This is a genomic window from Chitinophaga silvatica, from assembly GCF_003419895.1.
Taxonomy (GTDB): Bacteria; Bacteroidota; Bacteroidia; order Chitinophagales; family Chitinophagaceae; genus Chitinophaga; species Chitinophaga silvatica.
In genome coordinates this window covers 700,111-718,970 of sequence record NZ_QPMM01000002.1, presented here as the reverse complement: position 1 = coordinate 718,970, position 18,860 = coordinate 700,111, and the positions used below count along the sequence as shown (strand labels likewise).

Here is an 18,860-nt window from a genome sequence, read left to right as displayed (position 1 = left end):
TTTGCGGCCTTTTAAAGACTCCAGTTATTGTTTTTTGGATAGCATTTACTTCTGCTGAGCATATACGCTATCAGTTTTTACAATTCCCCAGTCCTGCACAAAAATCCTCTTACCTTCTTCGATTGAAGTAATATAGTCTGATATCCATGCCTCAAATGAAGGTGCTAATAATTCTCTTGCCATACTATCATGCCACATGGTGATAATCTGTCCTTTGGTTCCACCGGGAGCAGGATCAAAGTCAATACAAATATTATTTCCGGAGCCATCGTATGTGATTGGGATCCACAGAGGGTTATACCAATTACCTTTTATTCCTTTATCGGGTTCGGTTACTCCAACTATATCCCCTTCATCAACTAAAAATTTGTTCCAGGTTTTCCATTCGTCAATTATTCCATCGATGCTTAGGAGGAAATCAGCATCCATCAATCCCATACGAGCTTCCTTCTGACCATTATGAATCAGATAGAAGTCGATAAGTGATGGAGGAAGTTTGGTCTGAATGAGCGTTTCCAATTCAGATAATTCGTTTAAAGTTGCTGGAGGGTTTAGTAGCTCTAGTAATGGAGCTGCTTCATTTTTCATCCAGTTTTCCCATCTGGCCCAGTGTTGTTGCATTATTTATTCTGTTTTGCTCCAGATTTCATGAATAGGTTCTCCTTTGGAACTTAAACCGGAGTGATCCCAATCATTTCCGGCTACCTTTCCTTTGAAGGAGAGTACTGCTCCTACTCTGGAGTTATCTCGTGAAAAGAATTCGATTTTTTCTGTGTAGGTACCGTTTTCAAATGTATAGGTACCACCACCTGAACCAAAGAATTCTCCGGTTTCTATGTTTATAGCGATCCATTGGAAACGGGTGCCGGTAAGAATTTTTAACGTTCTTCTGGCGGCCAAAGGCATGTTGTTCATTTTTCCATTCTGTTCCCTGGAGCTGATGCGCCAATTTCCAACAAGTGGGCCTGTACTATTGTCGATCTGTCTCCACTCCTGTGGGGAACCTCCCGGTGAAGTGGTATACAGGAGCCCGTTCTGAATACTTACAGCCACCGTAGAGCTTTGTCCGATCTGAGAACTGTTTTCTGTATTATAAACAATATCAATAGTAGCGTCTTGGCCCTTGTTGGCTTTATAGGTACCACCAAAGCTTCCCAGGAACTCTTTATCTTTATAATTAGTAATTGTATACCAGGTGGGGGTAATCAATAATACTGAAGTCACATCTCCTGAAACTGATTTCCATGCACCAGTAAGTGATTGCTGGGCAAATAAAGATCCGGTGCAAGTTAAACATAATGCCAGTAAGACAAAGAGTTTTCTCATAACGTATGTTTTAGGTTTTTGGATTGATTTCAAACGCCTGCCCATCCTTCCGGGTTAGAACAGCTTTCAATGCTATGGATAGTATATCTTTCAAATTCTTCATTAAATAATTCCTGATAAACCATGTATCCGATAAATCCTACTATTTCTGCTTCAGCATCATATGTTGCTGCAGAAGGGTTCTGATCTATCATCTCATAGTAATCTTTCCCCATACCTACAATAAAACAACGGCAATATAAAAAACCATCATTACTTCCGTCTGTATATTCCTGAATTTCCTTACGATCTATCTGAAAAAGTTTTTGTTCCATCACCAGATTAAACTGAATCAGTTCCTCTCTGTTAAGTTTTAATAATATATCATGTATATTATTTGTGATAGTTCCATACACTTCTCCTGTAAGGTCTTCAATTATTGCCGCATCATTTGTTCTTAAAACCTCATTGCGCTTCTCCAACAATGCAGGAGAAGCAGCCCAGGCATCTTCAATGATTTGCCAGAACTGAAATTCATTCATACTTATTGAGTTTAATATAACGAAGATATATTGCTGAAACGCATTAGATATGCGTATCACCTACTAATACTGGATGCAAAAAATCTAGATACTTCAGACACAATTGCATTTATATCGCCATGATAAAATCCTGCTGCATTAATACAATTACATTCAATAATAAATAAATCATCTCCTGCTTTTCCAATATCCATTACAAAAGCACCATAAGGCATGTACTCAAGGCACCGGGCTTCTGCAAAATCTTTAACGGATGGTGGACAACCTTTTTCTTTAGTTAATTTAAAATAAGTCCTGTACCTGGAGGATGCAACTACTTTTCCTTCTACTATCCATAACCTCCATTCCATTTCAATTTCATAAGGCTTTCCTACTACAATCTTACTTTCTGCAATTGAACGCGTTTCGTTGTAGTGTTGAAGTTGTTCGCACCAATCTGTCAGATCCGCAAATCGCTTTACAACTCCCGCAAAAGTCTTACCATCATCAACCGGCCGGATAAAAAATAAGGTATTGGGGTCTTCTTCTCTTAACAACAATGTTTTAAAATCAGTAATTGTAGCACCATAATTCAACATATAGCTACCCCATTGCTGAAAATAATTTTCCATTGAGAAACTTTCGGGGTCGAAAAATAATCCTGCTTTTAATTGTTCATTGGCTGCAACCAGATTACATAAGGTAGTAGAACCGTAAAAAATACTCTTTCTGCCAGCATCAAAATCAGGTAATTGTCCTGAAAATGGTATCACTCTTATTGGCTGAAATGTAACTCCTGCTTTTTTACACGCGGCTTGTAAATCATTGATATACTCGATATTCGTAAGGTTTTCCTGAACTACCCATTGAATATCCTGTAAGGCTACTGGCATAGAACTTAAACTTACATAATTATTTGCTTATATACAACAATTGCTGTTCCCTGCCGCAGTAGAAATTATTTTATTATTAATTTTCTCTCCCCTAAATTTACCAATTATCAGGTCACAATTTGTTCGAGATTAAACTAATCACTTTGTTAAATCTATTGCCAACAGACGAACTTCTACTTCTGCAACAGGTAGCCAAAGGTGATACAAAGGCCTACACGAAACTGTTTAACCACTATAGCCCAATAGTTTTCGATACCGCCTTTCTATATCTTAAAGACGAACAACTATCCCTGGAAATTGTACAGGAAATCTTCTTGAAAATTTGGCTAAAAAGGGAAACGATGAGCAATGTCAGAAATTTCCGCGATTACCTTTTTATCCTCACCCGGAATATTGTTTATGATGGATTCAAAAAACAACTGGTGCGACTTAAAGCTGCCGACTATCATCTGCAACACCTTCCAACCTCCCACAACGATACTGATCATCTCCTGCTGCAAAAAGAATATGCCGATATAATCAATAAAGCCGTTGAACAACTTCCTCCTGAAAGAAAAAAAGTCTACCTGGCCAGAAGCGCCGGTTGGAGCAATGAAGAAATATCTGAGAAATTCAATATCTCCGTCAATACCGTCAAAAAGCAGATGAGCCTTGCCCTGAATACCGTACGCGCCTTTGTAAAAGCCCAAACCCAAAATGATATCCTGCCCGCAATTATTATTCTTCTTTTCCTGAAAAAATAATTTTTAACTTTTTTTTCATTCTGCATACTCCTTTTTTATTTGTTGCTCGTCTTTACTTCTGTTAGTCACCTAATTCCTGATAATCCATGAACGAAGTACAGCAACTACTTGATAAATATAAACTTGGCCAAATCAGTCGGGATGAGCTGTTGCGACTATCTTCGCTTGTGGAAACCGGTGATTATGAACCGGAGATCAAATCAGCCATTTTAGATAGCCTTTACAGTGAGGTTCCTCAAAGTGGATTATGGACCAATCAAAAATCCGAAGCGGCGCTACAACATATATTAAGTAGTCCACATCGGCGATTAATTCCAATCCGGACCTGGCATATAGCAGCCGCCATAGCCGGCGTTCTTATTGCTGCTGCCTTCTACCTTAAATTCAATCCACCTGCTTCACCAGCTCCTAAAGCTGTTGCCCTAAACTTTGCCCCTGGTAGCAATAAAGCTATGCTGGTATTGGCCGATGGTAAAACCATCCCGCTGGATAGTATTAATCAGGGAACAGTAGCTCAGCAGGGAGATGCCAGCATCTTTAATTCCGGAGAGGAATTGTCCTATAAAGCCACTGGTAATAACAACCAGGTAGTTTTCAATACCGTAGTAACTCCCAGAGGTGGCCAATACCAACTAACCCTGGCCGATGGAACTAAAGTATGGCTGAATTCAGGTAGTAGTTTACGTTTCCCAACCTCTTTCAACGAAGCCGAAAGAAATGTGGAACTATCAGGAGAAGGTTATTTTCAGGTTGCATCCAATTCCGAACAGCCATTTAAAGTGAAGGTAAAAGGTAACTCAGAGCTTTCTGTTGATGTTTTAGGCACCAGTTTCAATATTATGGCTTACCCTGATGAACAGGGAATCGTTACCACATTGGAATCAGGCTCCGTTCAATTAGTTCACGGAACAACCAAAAGCATTCTGGAACCGGGTTATGGCGGTACACTGCTTGCCGGAGCTTCAGACTTCAATATAGAAAAAGCCGACCTGGAACAGGCCCTTGCCTGGAAGGAAGGAAAATTCCGCTTCAGAAATACCAATATCCAAACAATTATGCGCCAAATTGCCCGCTGGTATAACATAGAAGTGACCTACCAGGGCAATTTATCCGATAAAAGATTTACTGGTATCATTTCACGTAAAGAAAATGCTGCTTCCTTATTAAAAATCTTATCAACTACTCAATTAATTGATATCGAAACAAATGATAATAAAATTCTGATCAAGCCGCATGAGGCTTCAAATCAGCAGTAAACAAACTTGTCCACTTATGAATTAATCACTTGAATATGAATGTTATGAAAACTTAAGCTACAAATTAATGTTGCAAAAAAACCGGAAGCACTGCAATGCTCCCGGTTACGCTGGCAACCCAATTCCCATTACTCATTTAGAAACTGAATTTTTAAGCCAACAACACAAATGTATGGAACTACTCGGTACATCCAAAGTCCGTGGTCTAAACGGGCGTTTGCCAAGAAAATTATTCCTGATTATGAGATTAACTGCAATACTGACTTTAGTATTCACACTTAATCTGAGCGCCAAAACTTTTTCACAAGCTATTAGCATCAAAGGGAAAAACCTTGCCTTATATGATGTTTTTAATAGTATCAACCGACAGACAGGGTTTGAATTTATATATGATGAAAAACTGTTTCAGCAGGTCGCTCCGATAAATCTGAATATGCTGGAGGCTTCATTAACTGAAGTCTTAAATGCATGCCTGAACAAAAGGCTTTTTCAATATACTATCGTCGATAAAACAATAGTAATCAGCCCTAAAGGCATTGCCAACTCAATGATTGATATACTGGAACAAACCAATCCGGTTCATGGTAAAATCAGCAATACTGCTGGCGAGGCCCTGCCAGGAGTATCCATTTTAATCAAAGGCACTAACAGAGGTACTGTAACAGACGATAAAGGTCTATTCTCTATTACCGCCAACCCGGGAGATGTATTGTTAATCAGCATGGTAGGGTATGAAAGCAAACAATTCACTGTTGGCAATGATCGAACTGTTCAGATTTCACTGGCCGTACAGGACAATAAACTGGGCCCTGTTGTTATTACAGCCCTTGGTATCAAACGATCTGAAAAATCTATTACCTATGCAACTCAGCAAGTAGATGGACTGGAACTGACCAAAGCAAAAGATCCTAACCTGATTAATACCTTAAATGGTAAAGTAGCCGGTTTAACCATTTCTTCCAGTGCTTCAGGTGTGGGTGGTTCTGCAAAAGTAATTCTCCGCGGTAGCAAATCAGGCCAGGGTAGCAATCAGGCTTTATACGTGATAGATGGTGTGCCAATGAATAATAATATTACCAACCAACCTGGAAGTATCTACGGTGGTAGTACTTCTTACGATGGTGGCGATCCTATTTCCAATATGAACCCTGAAGATATTGAAAGCATCTCCATTTTAAAAGGTGCATCTGCTGCGGCTTTATATGGTAGCCAGGGTGCAAACGGTGTAATTTTGGTAACTACTAAATCTGGTAAAGCCGAAAAAACAGTAATAAACCTTTCTTCTGGTTTCAATGCGAGTACCGCTGCCTACAAACCTGAATTCCAGAATAGCTACGGACAAAAAACAGATGAGCCAACAAAAAGCTGGGGCGATAAAATTAATGGTGCCACTGATAACCTTTCTTCATTTTTCCAGACAGGTACCAATTTCACCAATGCTATCAGTTTATCGAGCGGATCGGAAAAAGCTCAAACCTATTTCTCCTATGCCAATACAAGCGCCAGAGGTATAGAACCAGGCAATAAGCTGGGCCGACATAATATCAATTTCAAAGAAACCGGTCATTTATTGAATGATAAACTAACTGCATCTGCTGATGTTAATTACATGACTCAGAAGATTGATAATACACCGCTTTCCGGATTCTATTTCAATCCGCTAACCGGGTTATATCTGTTCCCAAGAGGTAAGGATTTAAGTGTTTATAAAGACCAGTATGAACTGCCACTTGCTTCAAGAAATAATCTTATGTGGCAAAACTGGGCATTTGATGAAGATGTTCAGCAAAACCCATGGTGGATTATCAACAGAAATCCAAACTTCTTAAACCGTAACAGAATTTTGCTGAATGCCAGCCTGAAATATGATATCAACTCCTGGTTGAATGTGCAGGCCAGAGGTAATATAGATCGCATAGCTGATGATTACGAACAAAAAATCTATGCTGGTTCTCAGAATGCTGTATCTTCTCCTAATGGTGTTTATAATTTCAGCAACACAACTGTTACCCAACAATATGGAGATTTAATGCTGAATTTCAATATCCCAGCCAATGATTTCAAAATCACAGGCCTTGTTGGTACCAGCATCAGAGATATGAAAACCACCGGCATCTTTGCAAACTCTGGCAAGGAAGGATTAAAAATTCCAAACGTTTTTACTTTACAGAACTTAGCAACAATCAATGCCAACAACACAGGTACTTCACCTGAAAAACATGGTCAATGGCAGTCTGTTTTTGCCAGCGCAAATATATCCTATAAGAATTGGTTATTTGTTGACCTCACTGCCCGTAACGATTGGGCCTCCAACCTGGCGTTCACTTCACAGATGTCATACTTCTATCCTTCAACCGGTGTGAATGTGATTCTGTCAGAAATTCTGAATTTACCAACCAGTATTTCTTTTGGTAAAATCCGCGGTTCTTATGCAGAAGTGGGTAACTCGCCTCTAACATATCAAAGTAATGCTCCTGAAAACACACAAAATGCAGGTACAACTATCAAAGTAAATACTTCACTTCCTTTCAGTACTTTAAAACCTGAAAAAACGAAATCGCTGGAACTGGGTACTGAATGGCGTTTCCTGCAAAACAGACTTAGCCTGGATGTTACTTACTACAAAACCAACACCATCAATCAAACAATGAAAATTCTGGCTCCTTTCTCTTCACTTAAGGAGACATACTTCATCAATGCAGGTAACATCCAGAATAAAGGTCTTGAAGCAATGCTGAGATATGATGTATTTGCAACTGGTAAATTGAAATGGAATACCGGACTTAACTTCGCTACAAATAAAAACACGATTATAGAGTTAAGTGATAAAGTTGATATGTATTCCCTAAGTGGAGCATCTGGCGCGAACTATGCATCACAGTTTAAAGTGGGCGGCTCGTATGGAGATATTTACGGAAGAGTACTTGAAACGGATGATCAGGGTCGTGTTCTCATCAAAGATGGTAGTCCTGTAAGAAAAGGCGGGGATATGGTATACCTGGGAAATGCCAATACTAAATGGCAATTAGGCTGGAACAACAACTTCACATACAAGAACTTCAACTTCTCATTCCTGATCGATGGCAAATTTGGCGGCAAAGTAATGTCGGTTACCCAGGCAATGATGGATAGCTACGGTGTATCTAAAGCAAGTGGTGATGCCCGTGACGCCGGCGGTGTGAAAATTAATGGAGTTGATGAAAATAAAAACACAGTTAGCACAGTTGATGCTGAAAAATGGTATTCTGTAGTTGGTGGTCGTGAAGGCGTTTCCTCCATGTATCTCTATGACGCAACAACTGTTAGGTTGAGAGAAGCCGCTTTAGGTTATACCTTCCCGGTTTCCAATTCTGCAATCAAGGCATTAAGACTTTCGGTATCCGGACGTAATTTGATTTACTTCACTAAAAAGGCTCCTTTTGATCCAGAACAAACTATGTCAACCTCTAATGGTCTGGCAGGTGTGGATGCCTTTATGTTACCAGCTACCCGTAGTTATGGAATTACTTTAAATGCCTCATTCTAATTCGTCACTGAAATTCTGAAAGCAATGAAACTCTTTAATATACTACGTCAATCTACCGTTAAAAACATTGCCATTACTGGCTTAATGGCCACTTCTCTAATCGCTTGTACTAAAAATTTCGAACTGTATAATACCGATAATACAGGTATTACTGCCGGACAATTAGGTCCGGACTATAATGGGCTTGGGTTATATCTTAAATCGGCCCAAATGGCAATCTATAACTTTTCCGGAGGAGGAGACCCCAACTCCTTCCAGTTACAACAAAATCTAAATTCTGATTGCTACAGCGGATATTTTATGTCTGCTACCAATTTCAACAGCGGAACAAATAATCTGAACTATGGATTGTTAACAGGCTGGAATGGAGAAGCATATAAAGCTGGTTATCTAAGTTTACTAGCTCCCATCTTTAAATTGCGTCAGACAGGTATTGAAAATACTGCCCCGGCAGTCTGGGGAGTTGGACTAATTGTAAAGGTTGCCGGCATGAGCCGTGTAACTGAGATATACGGACCAATACCTTATAGTAAGGTTGGTGAAAATCTTTCCAGCGTACCGTTCGACAGTCAGCAATCTATTTACAACAGGTTCTTTTTAGAACTGGATACAGCTGCAAGATACCTGCGTACTCAGATTAGTGAAAGCAAACCATTACCATTTGATTTCAGCAGCTTTGATGGTGTTTACAATGGTAATCTTACTCAATGGTTGAAATTCGCCAACTCTCTTCGTTTACGTCTGGCAATGCACATCCGATATATAGATCCTGCCAAGGCGAAAGCTGAAGCTGAAGCGGCACTGGACCCGGTGAACGGTGGCGTGATCACTGACAATGTGGATAATATGACTGTAAAAATTAGCGAGGGCTTCACGAATCCTTTAGTCTTTATTTCAAAAATCTGGGAAGATACACATATCAACGCCAGTCTTCAATGCTATCTCACAGGTTACAACGATCCGCGTATCGTTAAGTATATGAGTAAATCGACTGATCTGGAATTTGCCCCTCAATATCTGGGTATCAGAATTGGTAGTGCTGTTGCAAAAGATAAATATGGTACCTACTCATTCCTGAATCATGATGTATTTACACTAAATACTCCTGTTCAACTAATGACAGCTGCAGAAGTATACTTCCTGAGAGCAGAAGCCAGCCTTCAGGGTTACAATAATGCAGGCGGGAGCAGCCAGCAACTTTATGAACAAGGTATTACTACCTCCATGAATCAATGGCAGGTTCCGATTGGTGATTATCTGATCAATAAGGATAGCACAATGCATGATTATAAAGACCCTAAAAACAAAGCAAATGATGCGCCGGCCCCTTCATCCATTACCATCAAATGGGATAATGCTGCTCCAGACAGCATTAAGCTGCAACGTATTATCACACAAAAATGGTTGGCAATGTTCCCTGAAGGACAGGAAGCCTGGACGGAATTCCGTCGTACCGGCTACCCTAAATTATTCACTGTCGTAAATAATAAAAGCGGTGGAACTATCGACACTTATATTCAAATCAGACGTTTACCTTATCCACAAAATGAATACAGCACCAATCCAGCTACTGTAGCTGAAGGTGTGAAATTATTAGGAGGTGAAGATAACGGAGGAACAAGACTCTGGTGGGATGTAAAAAATAAATAATCAGAGAAAGGGCTAACCAGTTGGTTGGCCCTTATCTTTTATGCACAATATCTTTTTGAATTGCTTCCATGGCATTCACTAAATATACCAATGGTGCGTTCCAGTTAATGGCAATTTCATTGGAAGCATACGAAGCATTTTGATCTGTATATGCCTGCTCAGGAGTAGTAAATGGATATTTACATTTATCTTCCATTTTAGGATTTGGTCCACCAACCACCAGGCCAGGAATAGGCTCTGTAATTTTATCTGCAATTGATGGCCGATGATGCGGATGCATAGGGCTTTTAGTACCAAATCCGGTAACAAAGGAATATCCCGTTGCATTTCTACCTAAAATATAATCAACATTATCAAGTGCTCTGTTTACATATGTTTTATCACCTGTAAGTTTATACGCAAATAACATTAGTACTCCCTGATGTGCCGCTACATCATTACTTCCCCAAACAAAATCCTTAACAGATTGCCCCATTACTGTATGAAAAGCAGTGTTTGAATTTTTATAGTGCGCCGCAAGTGTTAGCAATTGCTCTTTTAATTGTAATGATAATGCTGATGTTTGCTCTTTTCTAAGTATTGTATAATAGGCCATAGCCGCTACATTTCCCCAGTTAGGCAATCGTAGTTGCTTTGGGATATATAGTTTAAACATTTCAAGAAATGGTTGTTCATCAGTTGTCGCATACAATTCAGCTGCAGCCCAAAGCCATTCATCATAAAACTGATTATCTCCATATGCGCCGGTTTGAATGGCAGGTTTATAAATTTTGTTGATACTATCCTGATTATATGGTAAAGCCGGATTTGTATTTGCCCAAGCCCAGGCAGCTCTGGAAGCAATCAGACAACTATCTGCCAGTTGAGGCAGAAAAGGTTTGAGTACCCTCGCCGATTGTGCTGTAACAGCTGCAAAATCCAAAGTAGCCGCTGTGCCTTTTTGGACCAGGTACCTGGTAGTTTTAGCTTTATCAGGCATAATCATACCATCAAAACTGGCATTGGTACACTTATGATAAACACCTCCATCATTGGGGTCCTGCATCGTAAGCATCCATCTGAGGTTGTAAACAATTTCATTCAGAATATCGGGAATCCCATTCCCAGATTCAGGAAGATTGATTAATAACTTATTAAAGTAATCGGGATAGTCTTCATATGCAGCTAACAAGGTACCCATAGTAATACCGGAATTCACAATGTATTTATTATAGTCTCCTGCATCGTACCATCCACCGGGAGATGCTACCACAAAGCTTTCTTTACGTGTTTCATCCGCTGCATTGGAATGTATTAATACATTGGTATCGGGATGCCCTGCGGCTCTGGCCCATTTACCAGCATATTGTTGTAACAGTGGCATAGAGGCCCGCTGATAATAATATCCTTTAAGAACAGCTTTTGCTACTTCCTGCATTGCATCAGGCAAAATATTGAATTGATAGGAATCTGTATATCCGGGTACCAAAATTTTATATGATCCCGTATCCGTTAATGCTGAAAAGTCAATTAAACGGGTATGCAATGCTGAATTTAAAGATGCCTGCTCGCTCCCCAGCACTCCACGCATTACAGTATCCCTGGTTGTCTTAATAACATAAAAACTGTCGGAAGCTCCGGAAGTAATTACCACAGCCAATTTTGGCGCGAATGGATAATAACCGCATTGATTTATTCTGATAGGGTTATCTGTTTGTGCTGTAAGATTATTTGACAACAAGATAAAAATGGAAAAACAAAATATCAGGAAGCGCGACATAGATATTGTATTTAAAGGCGAAGTAACAATGTAAGATATTTTTCAGAAGGGTGTTTATTAAGAATTATTAAAAAAATATTTTTTATGTTATATTACAGAAACACACAATAGAGATCTTTCAAATGACACAAAACAAGGGCTTAAAGAAAACATTGACCCCCTTTATGTTGTGGGGGCTTGGAGTAGGGTATGTTATTTCAGGTATGTATTTTGGATGGAATCTTGGTTTGGAAAAAGGTGGAACGGGGGGTATGGCCCTGGCCACTTTGGTGATAATGGTCATGTACATCACCTTTACATTTAGCTATGCAGAACTAGCCTGTGCTATCCCTAAAGCAGGCGGAGTATTCGACTATGCAGGTAAAGCCCTGGGCCAACGATGGGGCTTTATAGCAGGAATTGCTCAGGTAGTAGAATTTATTCTGGCTCCCCCGGCCATTGCATTTGCAATCGGAGCTTATTTTAATGCCTTCATGCCACAGGTACCCATACTGGGTAGTGCAATTTCTATCTATCTGATTTTTACAGGGCTAAACATTTACGGAGTAAAAGCTGCCGCTAGTTTTGAAGTAATTGTCACTATCCTGGCAGTTGGAGAACTACTACTCTTTTCTGGCCTGGCTATTCCCTCTTTTAACGTTCAAAACCTTACCCAAAATGCATTGCCTAATGGCTGGCTGGGTGCATTCGCTGCCATTCCTTTTGCCATCTGGTTCTTTTTAGGTATTGAAGGTATTGCCAACGTTGCTGAAGAAACTAAAAATCCACAACGCGATATTAGTAAGGGTTTCGGCTGGGCAATATTTACCTTAGCCATTTTATGTGTACTGATCTTTGTTTCAGCTACCGGAATATCCGGATGGGAAGCAATTGTATATAAAAACGGAACAAGTGGTGAAACCTCCGACTCTCCCCTTCCTCTGGCACTCGCAAAAGTTACCGGGCCTAATCACCCAATGTATCACCTCCTGATCACTGTAGGGTTATTTGGCCTTATCGCCTCATTTCACGGACTTATTCTTGCGGCGGGAAGGTCGACCTACGAAATGGGCAGAGTAAGAAATTTGCCCCCTTTATTAGGCAAAATCTCACCACGCTTCCATACTCCGGCCAATGCACTGGCTGCAAACATGGTAATAGGTATATTGGCATTGCTTTCAGGAAAAACTTCCGAGATCATTATCTTATCAGTTTTTGGAGCACTTACACTCTATATTTTTTCTATGATATCGTTGATGGTACTTAGAAAAAAAGATCCCACATTACCTCGTCCTTTTAAAGTGGCCTTTTATCCGTTATTTCCAATATTAGCACTAATAATTGCCATCATCTCAATAGTGGCAATGCTTATATTCAATTTAACACTGGGATTGATCTACTTCTCCATACTACTTGTCACCTTTCTATTATACCTCTTCTTTAAACCAGCGCAAGTATGAATACAACAGAAATCTTAGCATACGTACAACAGCATCCTGCCGGCAAAGTGAAATTAGCCATAGCAGATATTGATGGGGTACTAAGAGGTAAATATATTTCTTCTGAAAAATTTGCCTCCGTAGTAAAAGGTAAATTAGGCTTCTGTGATGTTACCCTTGGTTGGGATGTAGGAGATATAGTATATGACAATGTTGATTTTACCGGCTGGCACACTGGTTATCCGGATGCTCTTGTTAAAATTGATCTGGCTACCTTTCGTAAAATTCCCTGGGAAAATGATATACCATTTTTCTTAGGCGAATTTGTAACCGAAAATGATCAACCTGTTTATGCATGTCCACGCCAATTATTGCAGAAGATAATTCTGGACGCAACACAAAATGGTTTCATTCCTTACTTTTCACAGGAATTCGAGTGGTTCAATTTTACTGAAACACCAGATTCGGCACAGCAAAAGAACTATCGCGACCTGGCTCCTATCACCCCCGGGATGTTTGGATACTCCATACTTCGCAGTGCGTTGAAAAATGAGTTTATGACCAACCTGTTTGAACTGCTTGTAAAATTTGACATTCCGGTGGAAGGGCTACATACAGAAACGGGTCCAGGTGTGTATGAGGCAGCTATCAAATATGCAGGGGCTCTTCAGGCGGCAGATCAGGCCATCCTGTTTAAAACATCCGTAAAGGAAATAGCTTATAAACATGGCATCATGGCCACATTTATGGCAAAGATCAATGAGAATCTCCCGGGATGCAGCGGTCATGTTCATCAAAGTCTCTGGGATGCCGCCGGAAACAACAACCTGTTCTATGATGAAAAGGACCCTCAGTTTATGAGTGATACTATGAAAAGTTATATTGCAGGTCAACTATATTGCCTGCCACATATACTTCCTATGATCGCCCCGACTGTAAACAGCTATAAACGCCTGGTGGAAGGTGCATGGGCGCCTACAACACTCACATGGGGAATTGATAACAGAACCGTAGCACTTCGTGCATTACCCGGAAACAGTAAAGCAACCCGACTAGAAACAAGAGTGGTAGGTTCCGATACCAATCCATACCTCGCATTGGCAGCATGCCTGGCAGCCGGATTATATGGAGTAAAAAACAAATTACCACTCAATAAAAAGAATACTATCGGCAACGGGTATAAAGACACCTCTAACGGAGTTCTGCCTCAGAATCTCCATGCTGCTACCCAGGAAATGAAAAACTCACCAATAGCAAAAGAATTATTCGGTGACTTATTTGTCGCACATTTCACTCAAACCAGAGAATGGGAATGGAGGCAATATGCTAAAGCAGTAACCGACTGGGAACTTAAACGATACTTTGAAATAATCTGATCTATATGATTGTCCAATATAACTTTCCAACCACTATCCGATTTGGCGTTGGTGCAATTAATGAACTACCGGCATATCTGCAACAGAATGGACTTAATAAACCATTAGTAGTAACAGATAGTACAGTAGCAGCACTACCATTTTTCAAAACCATTATCAGTGATCTTCAAAAGAAGAACATCTCTCCGGTAGTATTTCATAATATTCACAAAAATCCTGTCAAAAGCGATGTATATAAAGGTACAGAGCAATGGGATGATACTGCGAGAGACTGCATTATAGGAATTGGTGGAGGTGCTGCAATTGATGTAGCCAGAGCCATTGCATTACGTATCAATCACCGGGAAGATCTTTTCGTGTATGATGATCTTATAGGCGGTGATATTTATGTCACAAACGAGGTTCCCCCATTTATTACCATACCTACAACTTCAGGTACTGGTAGCGAAGTAGGAAGAAGTGCTATTATTGCTGATGATATTACGCATCAGAAAAAAATACTCTTTTCGCCAAAACTAATGGCTAAAATTGTTTTTGCAGATCCAATGCTGACAATGGATTTGCCTGCCTTTATTACGGCAGCCACAGGCATGGACGCCCTTACACATAATATGGAGGCATTTCTGGCAAAAAATCCGCACCCCCTCTGCGATGGCATTGCACTGGAAGGGATTTCTCTTATTAAAGATGCAATAACCAAAGCAACAAACAATCCCGATATTGAGAGCAGAAGCAAGATGCTCATGGCATCTATGATGGGTGCTATTGCCTTTCAAAAAGGGCTGGGTGTAGTACATTCTCTTGCTCATCCCCTCTCCTCTTTGTTGGATACACATCATGGATTGGCGAATGCAGTTAATATTCCTTACGGAATGCAGTTCAACATTGCAGGATTTGAAGATAAATTCAGACGCATTGCCAGAACACTGGAGCTCAAGGAAGAAACAGGAGAAGCCGTGGTTCGCTATCTGTTTGATCTCAATTCCAGCATCAATATTCCTCACAGACTACAGGAAATAGGAGTAAAACAGGAACACCTGGATACGCTTGCTGATCTTGCATTTGCCGATTTCGCCCATCCTAATAATCCTAAACCGGTAAGCAGAGAAAATTTCAGATCTCTTTATCAATCAGCATTATAAAGATCAATGAAAAAGAAAATCGGTATCAGCTATACAGAAACGAATTTTCAGAACTATGAACAATGGTTTACAAACACAGACCTCGGCGATGATCTGGAAATTATCATTCTTTCTTTTATAAAAAATAATACAGAAGATATCAGCAAGTGCAGTGGTTTTGTATTAACAGGTGGAATAGATGTTTTACCCTCTATATATGGTGGAAATACAGAATATCCATATCGCCCTACTGCCTTTCTTCCCGAGCGGGATGCTTTTGAAAAATTGATTTATGAATATGCACTCTTGCATAAAATTCCTATCTTAGGTATATGCAGAGGCTTACAGTACATTAATATTCTGGAGGGAGGAAAAGTATTTGAAGATATAGGCGAATCAGCCAACCAGACACATAAACGGGAAACAATAGATAAAGAACACACTGTTGATATTTTATCCGATACACTTCTTCATTCAATCACAGGAACTGATAACGGAGTAGTAAACAGTGCGCATCACCAGGCCATCAGACCCGACGAACTGGCCGACGATCTCGTTGTAAGCGCATACTCTTCTTCGGATCATATTATTGAAGGAATTGAGTATAAAGATAAAACAGACAAGCCCTTCATGATAGCCGTTCAATGGCATCCGGAAAGAATGAAAGAAAAAGAAAGTAACCCACTATCTCAAAAAATTAAAACTGCATTTATTCATGCGACCAAATGTAAATAGGAGCGTCAATGTTTTTAATCCAGCTACCGGAGAGTACATAAAAACAATAGATTCTAATTGGTTTAATGATCCGAGAGATGAAACTCTTACCATTAAAACCATGCATCTATCCTGGTTACAAACAACGCTGCAGGAAAGAATTCAATTAATGCAGAATTTCGGTAAGCAACTCGAAACCAGAAAAGATAAACTAGCCAATTTGCTTACAGATGAAGTAGGTAAACCCTTATGGCAATCTGTTAATGAAATTAATGGCGCCATCAGCAGAGTAAAGTGGATGACAGATAATGCCGAAAAATTTCTATCTGATGAATGGGTTACTCATTCAGATAACATGAAGGAAAGAATTTCATATGACCCAATAGGTATTGTTGCCGTAATATCTGCCTGGAACTACCCTTACCTCGTTGGAGTAAATGCATTTGTAGCCGCTTTACTTGCAGGCAATACCGTATTATACAAACCATCCGAATATGCGATGCTTACAGGAATGGAAATCGACAGGCTGATGTATTATTCCGGAGTGGGAAACAATGCTTTTAAATTAATTCTGGGAGGGAGTAATGTGGGCGAACAGTTGACCAGCATGCCGTTGGACGGCTACTGTTTTACCGGCTCCTATAATTCAGGCTTAAAAGTCCGTAAGGCAGTATCGGATCGTCTGATCCCTGTTCAGCTGGAAATGGGAGGAAAAGATCCGGTGTATGTTATGGATGACATACAGGATATTCCCAAAGTAGCTGCCGCTGTTGCTGATGGAGCATTTTACAACAACGGCCAAAGCTGTTGCGCAATTGAGCGTGTATACGTTCATGAAGCCATATACGATGAATTTCTGAAATCCTTTCTAGAAGTGGTTAAATCATGGAAGCTAGGATATCCTAAAGATGAAAATGTTTATTTCGGTGCAATAACCAGGAAAGAACAAATCAGCATATTACTGGCACAGGTAGAAGATGCTTTGAAATATGGAGCAACCCTGCAATTAGGGGGAAGAAAAATTGCACATGCCGGTAATTATTTTGAACCTACGGTTCTTACTGAAGTTAATCACAACATGAAAGTGATGATGGAAGAAAGCTTCGGACCAATCATAGGGATTATGAAAGTAAAGGACGACAGCACTGCTATAAAACTTATGAACGATACGGAATACGGACTTACTGCTTCGGTTTTCAGTACTTCTCAGGAACGGGCAGAAAGTGTCTTATCTAAAGTCAATTCCGGCACAGCGTATTGGAATTGTTGTGACAGAGTAGCTCCTGGGTTGCCATGGAGTGGCAGAAAGAACTCCGGTTTTGGAGGTGCCACACTTTCGCATCTTGGACTACGCCAGTTTACCAAGCCAAGAGGATGGCAGCTAAGATCTGTTGAAGCGCTTTAAATCTAGTATTTAACTTTAAACCAGGGCATATTCAGGCCGCCTGTATTATAAGTAATTGTAACAGGTTGGCCTATCTGCACCCTGTCGTATTTAGAATAGCCTATACTCTGAGTTGTACCAATATTAGTTGGCGGTTCTCCCCATGGCTCAAACTCTATATAATACACGATAGCAGATTTCGATGTTAATCCGGTATACTTTCTGTAAATCTTTGAGGAATAAACAATTGTTTTTTGGGGCAATGTTGTATTCAGATAAAGTATAGAACCAGCAATATAACCTCCGAACAGTAGCGCATAAGGCACTATGAAATATAGATGAGTGAAGGCATTTACAGTTTCTTTTTTTCTATTAATAATAAATACAGTTGCAACTAAAATTATTGTGCCAATTATAATAGGTCTCCTCAATTCATTCCCTATTTCCATCAATGATGAGCCAGAGTTCAAAATAATAAAAGATAATACCGGAATAATCAGCGGGAGTACAAAACCAGGGCGCGGATCTGATCTCAGATGATAGATACTTATTAAACCATCAGCCTTCCATAGAATATATAGCATTACAGGAACTGTAAATATGAGAATGCCCGAGAACCAGGGAATTATACTATGCACTGAAATTGCCAGAACTGATATCAGTATATTTCCGCCATAAAGCCACCAGATTTCATTATTCCAGGTTTTATTCAATTGTTCATCCAGAGGTTTGTCTGGCAACAATTTCATTAGTTTACTCTTTGTTTGTTCTTTCTTAACGGCCTCGATACTTCTGACATTTGATTTTATCCAACCATTTAGTTCAAAAGAGCCTTTAAAAAAGGCTGGTATATTGATAAATGTGAATCTTTTTCCAACAGGATAAATTATGATCGTTGATTTGGCGTACTTATATCCTCCCAACTCATCAATTTTATATATTGAATTAAACAGGAATAGTGTTTGATATCTAAAGGTTTCAGGGGTAATAGTTATTTTAAAAAACAGACGATCGATAGAGTAAACTAAAATTCCGGCCGGCACAAACAATGGTAGTGTGATAAAACTATCTTTATGCTCTGCGAAATTAAATGCAATAAAAGTTAATAATAAGACCAGAATAATGGAAAGGACACCAACACCAATATACTTATAGCTCTTAGAATATGAATACGTTTTCATTCTATTTAAATTA

15 protein-coding genes are annotated in these 18,860 nt (G+C 39.7%); 9 read left to right on the top strand and 6 right to left on the bottom strand.

From position 1 onward, the window contains the following. Window positions 1-45 precede the first annotated feature (45 nt). The 4 genes from DVR12_RS07275 to DVR12_RS07260 are packed head-to-tail and all read right to left on the bottom strand — an operon-like array spanning window position 46 to window position 2,719. Window positions 46-621, bottom strand: a complete 576-nt coding sequence (locus DVR12_RS07275; protein ID WP_116974976.1) for an SMI1/KNR4 family protein — start codon at window positions 619-621, stop codon at window positions 46-48. A gap of 3 nt (window positions 622-624) precedes the next feature. Further along, on the bottom strand, window positions 625-1,326 hold the full coding sequence (locus DVR12_RS07270) for a DUF2147 domain-containing protein (RefSeq protein ID WP_116974975.1): 702 nt from the start codon (window positions 1,324-1,326) through the stop codon (window positions 625-627). Between the two features lie 29 nt (window positions 1,327-1,355). After that, entirely contained in the window at window positions 1,356-1,847 is a 492-nt protein-coding gene (locus DVR12_RS07265) for a DUF4240 domain-containing protein (RefSeq protein WP_116974974.1), read from the bottom strand. A gap of 56 nt (window positions 1,848-1,903) precedes the next feature. After that, on the bottom strand, window positions 1,904-2,719 hold the full coding sequence (locus DVR12_RS07260; RefSeq protein ID WP_116974973.1) for an ATP-grasp domain-containing protein: 816 nt from the start codon (window positions 2,717-2,719) through the stop codon (window positions 1,904-1,906). A 143-nt stretch (window positions 2,720-2,862) separates the two neighbouring features. On the opposite strand from DVR12_RS07260, the gene DVR12_RS07255 reads away from it, so the two are divergent. The 4 genes from DVR12_RS07255 to DVR12_RS07240 all read left to right on the top strand — a co-directional run bounded on the left by DVR12_RS07255 (window position 2,863) and on the right by DVR12_RS07240 (window position 9,894). Further along, window positions 2,863-3,462 carry an RNA polymerase sigma factor gene (locus DVR12_RS07255; protein ID WP_158563222.1) on the top strand — a complete coding sequence of 200 codons (600 nt, stop codon included), beginning with the start codon at window positions 2,863-2,865 and terminating at the stop codon, window positions 3,460-3,462. 86 nt (window positions 3,463-3,548) lie between these two features. Continuing rightward, a complete protein-coding gene (locus DVR12_RS07250) occupies window positions 3,549-4,718 on the top strand; it encodes a FecR family protein (RefSeq protein WP_116974971.1) in 1,170 nt (389 codons plus the stop codon). 172 nt (window positions 4,719-4,890) lie between these two features. Beyond that, window positions 4,891-8,244, top strand: a complete 3,354-nt coding sequence (locus tag DVR12_RS07245) for a SusC/RagA family TonB-linked outer membrane protein (protein WP_233522178.1) — start codon at window positions 4,891-4,893, stop codon at window positions 8,242-8,244. Window positions 8,245-8,268: 24 nt separating this feature from the next. After that, window positions 8,269-9,894: a SusD/RagB family nutrient-binding outer membrane lipoprotein gene (locus DVR12_RS07240; protein ID WP_116974970.1), complete on the top strand. Its 1,626-nt coding sequence runs from the start codon at window positions 8,269-8,271 to the stop codon at window positions 9,892-9,894. A gap of 31 nt (window positions 9,895-9,925) precedes the next feature. Here DVR12_RS07240 and DVR12_RS07235 read toward each other — a convergent pair whose 3' ends face one another. Further along, a complete protein-coding gene (locus DVR12_RS07235) occupies window positions 9,926-11,653 on the bottom strand; it encodes a glycoside hydrolase family 9 protein (protein WP_116974969.1) in 1,728 nt (575 codons plus the stop codon). Between the two features lie 122 nt (window positions 11,654-11,775). Between DVR12_RS07235 and eat the strand changes: the two genes are divergently transcribed. The 5 genes from eat to DVR12_RS07210 are packed head-to-tail and all read left to right on the top strand — an operon-like array spanning window position 11,776 to window position 17,687. After that, a complete protein-coding gene (gene eat / locus DVR12_RS07230; protein WP_116974968.1) occupies window positions 11,776-13,092 on the top strand; it encodes an ethanolamine permease in 1,317 nt (438 codons plus the stop codon). Continuing rightward, complete coding sequence (locus DVR12_RS07225) at window positions 13,089-14,447, top strand: glutamine synthetase family protein (protein ID WP_116974967.1); 1,359 nt, start codon at window positions 13,089-13,091, stop codon at window positions 14,445-14,447. The genes eat and DVR12_RS07225 overlap by 4 nt, the downstream gene beginning before the upstream one ends. Before the next feature lie 5 nt (window positions 14,448-14,452). Then, a complete protein-coding gene (locus tag DVR12_RS07220; protein ID WP_116974966.1) occupies window positions 14,453-15,589 on the top strand; it encodes an iron-containing alcohol dehydrogenase in 1,137 nt (378 codons plus the stop codon). Between the two features lie 6 nt (window positions 15,590-15,595). Beyond that, window positions 15,596-16,303 (top strand): gamma-glutamyl-gamma-aminobutyrate hydrolase family protein, encoded by a 708-nt coding sequence (locus DVR12_RS07215; RefSeq protein WP_116974965.1) that lies wholly within the window; start codon window positions 15,596-15,598, stop codon window positions 16,301-16,303. After that, window positions 16,284-17,687, top strand: coding sequence for an aldehyde dehydrogenase family protein (locus tag DVR12_RS07210; protein WP_116974964.1), 1,404 nt, complete (start codon window positions 16,284-16,286; stop codon window positions 17,685-17,687). Before DVR12_RS07215 ends, DVR12_RS07210 begins: the two co-directional genes overlap by 20 nt. Window positions 17,688-17,689: 2 nt before the next feature. Here the strand turns inward: DVR12_RS07210 and DVR12_RS07205 are convergent, their stop codons facing one another. Further along, a complete protein-coding gene (locus tag DVR12_RS07205) occupies window positions 17,690-18,847 on the bottom strand; it encodes a hypothetical protein (protein ID WP_116974963.1) in 1,158 nt (385 codons plus the stop codon). Window positions 18,848-18,860: the final 13 nt, after the last annotated feature.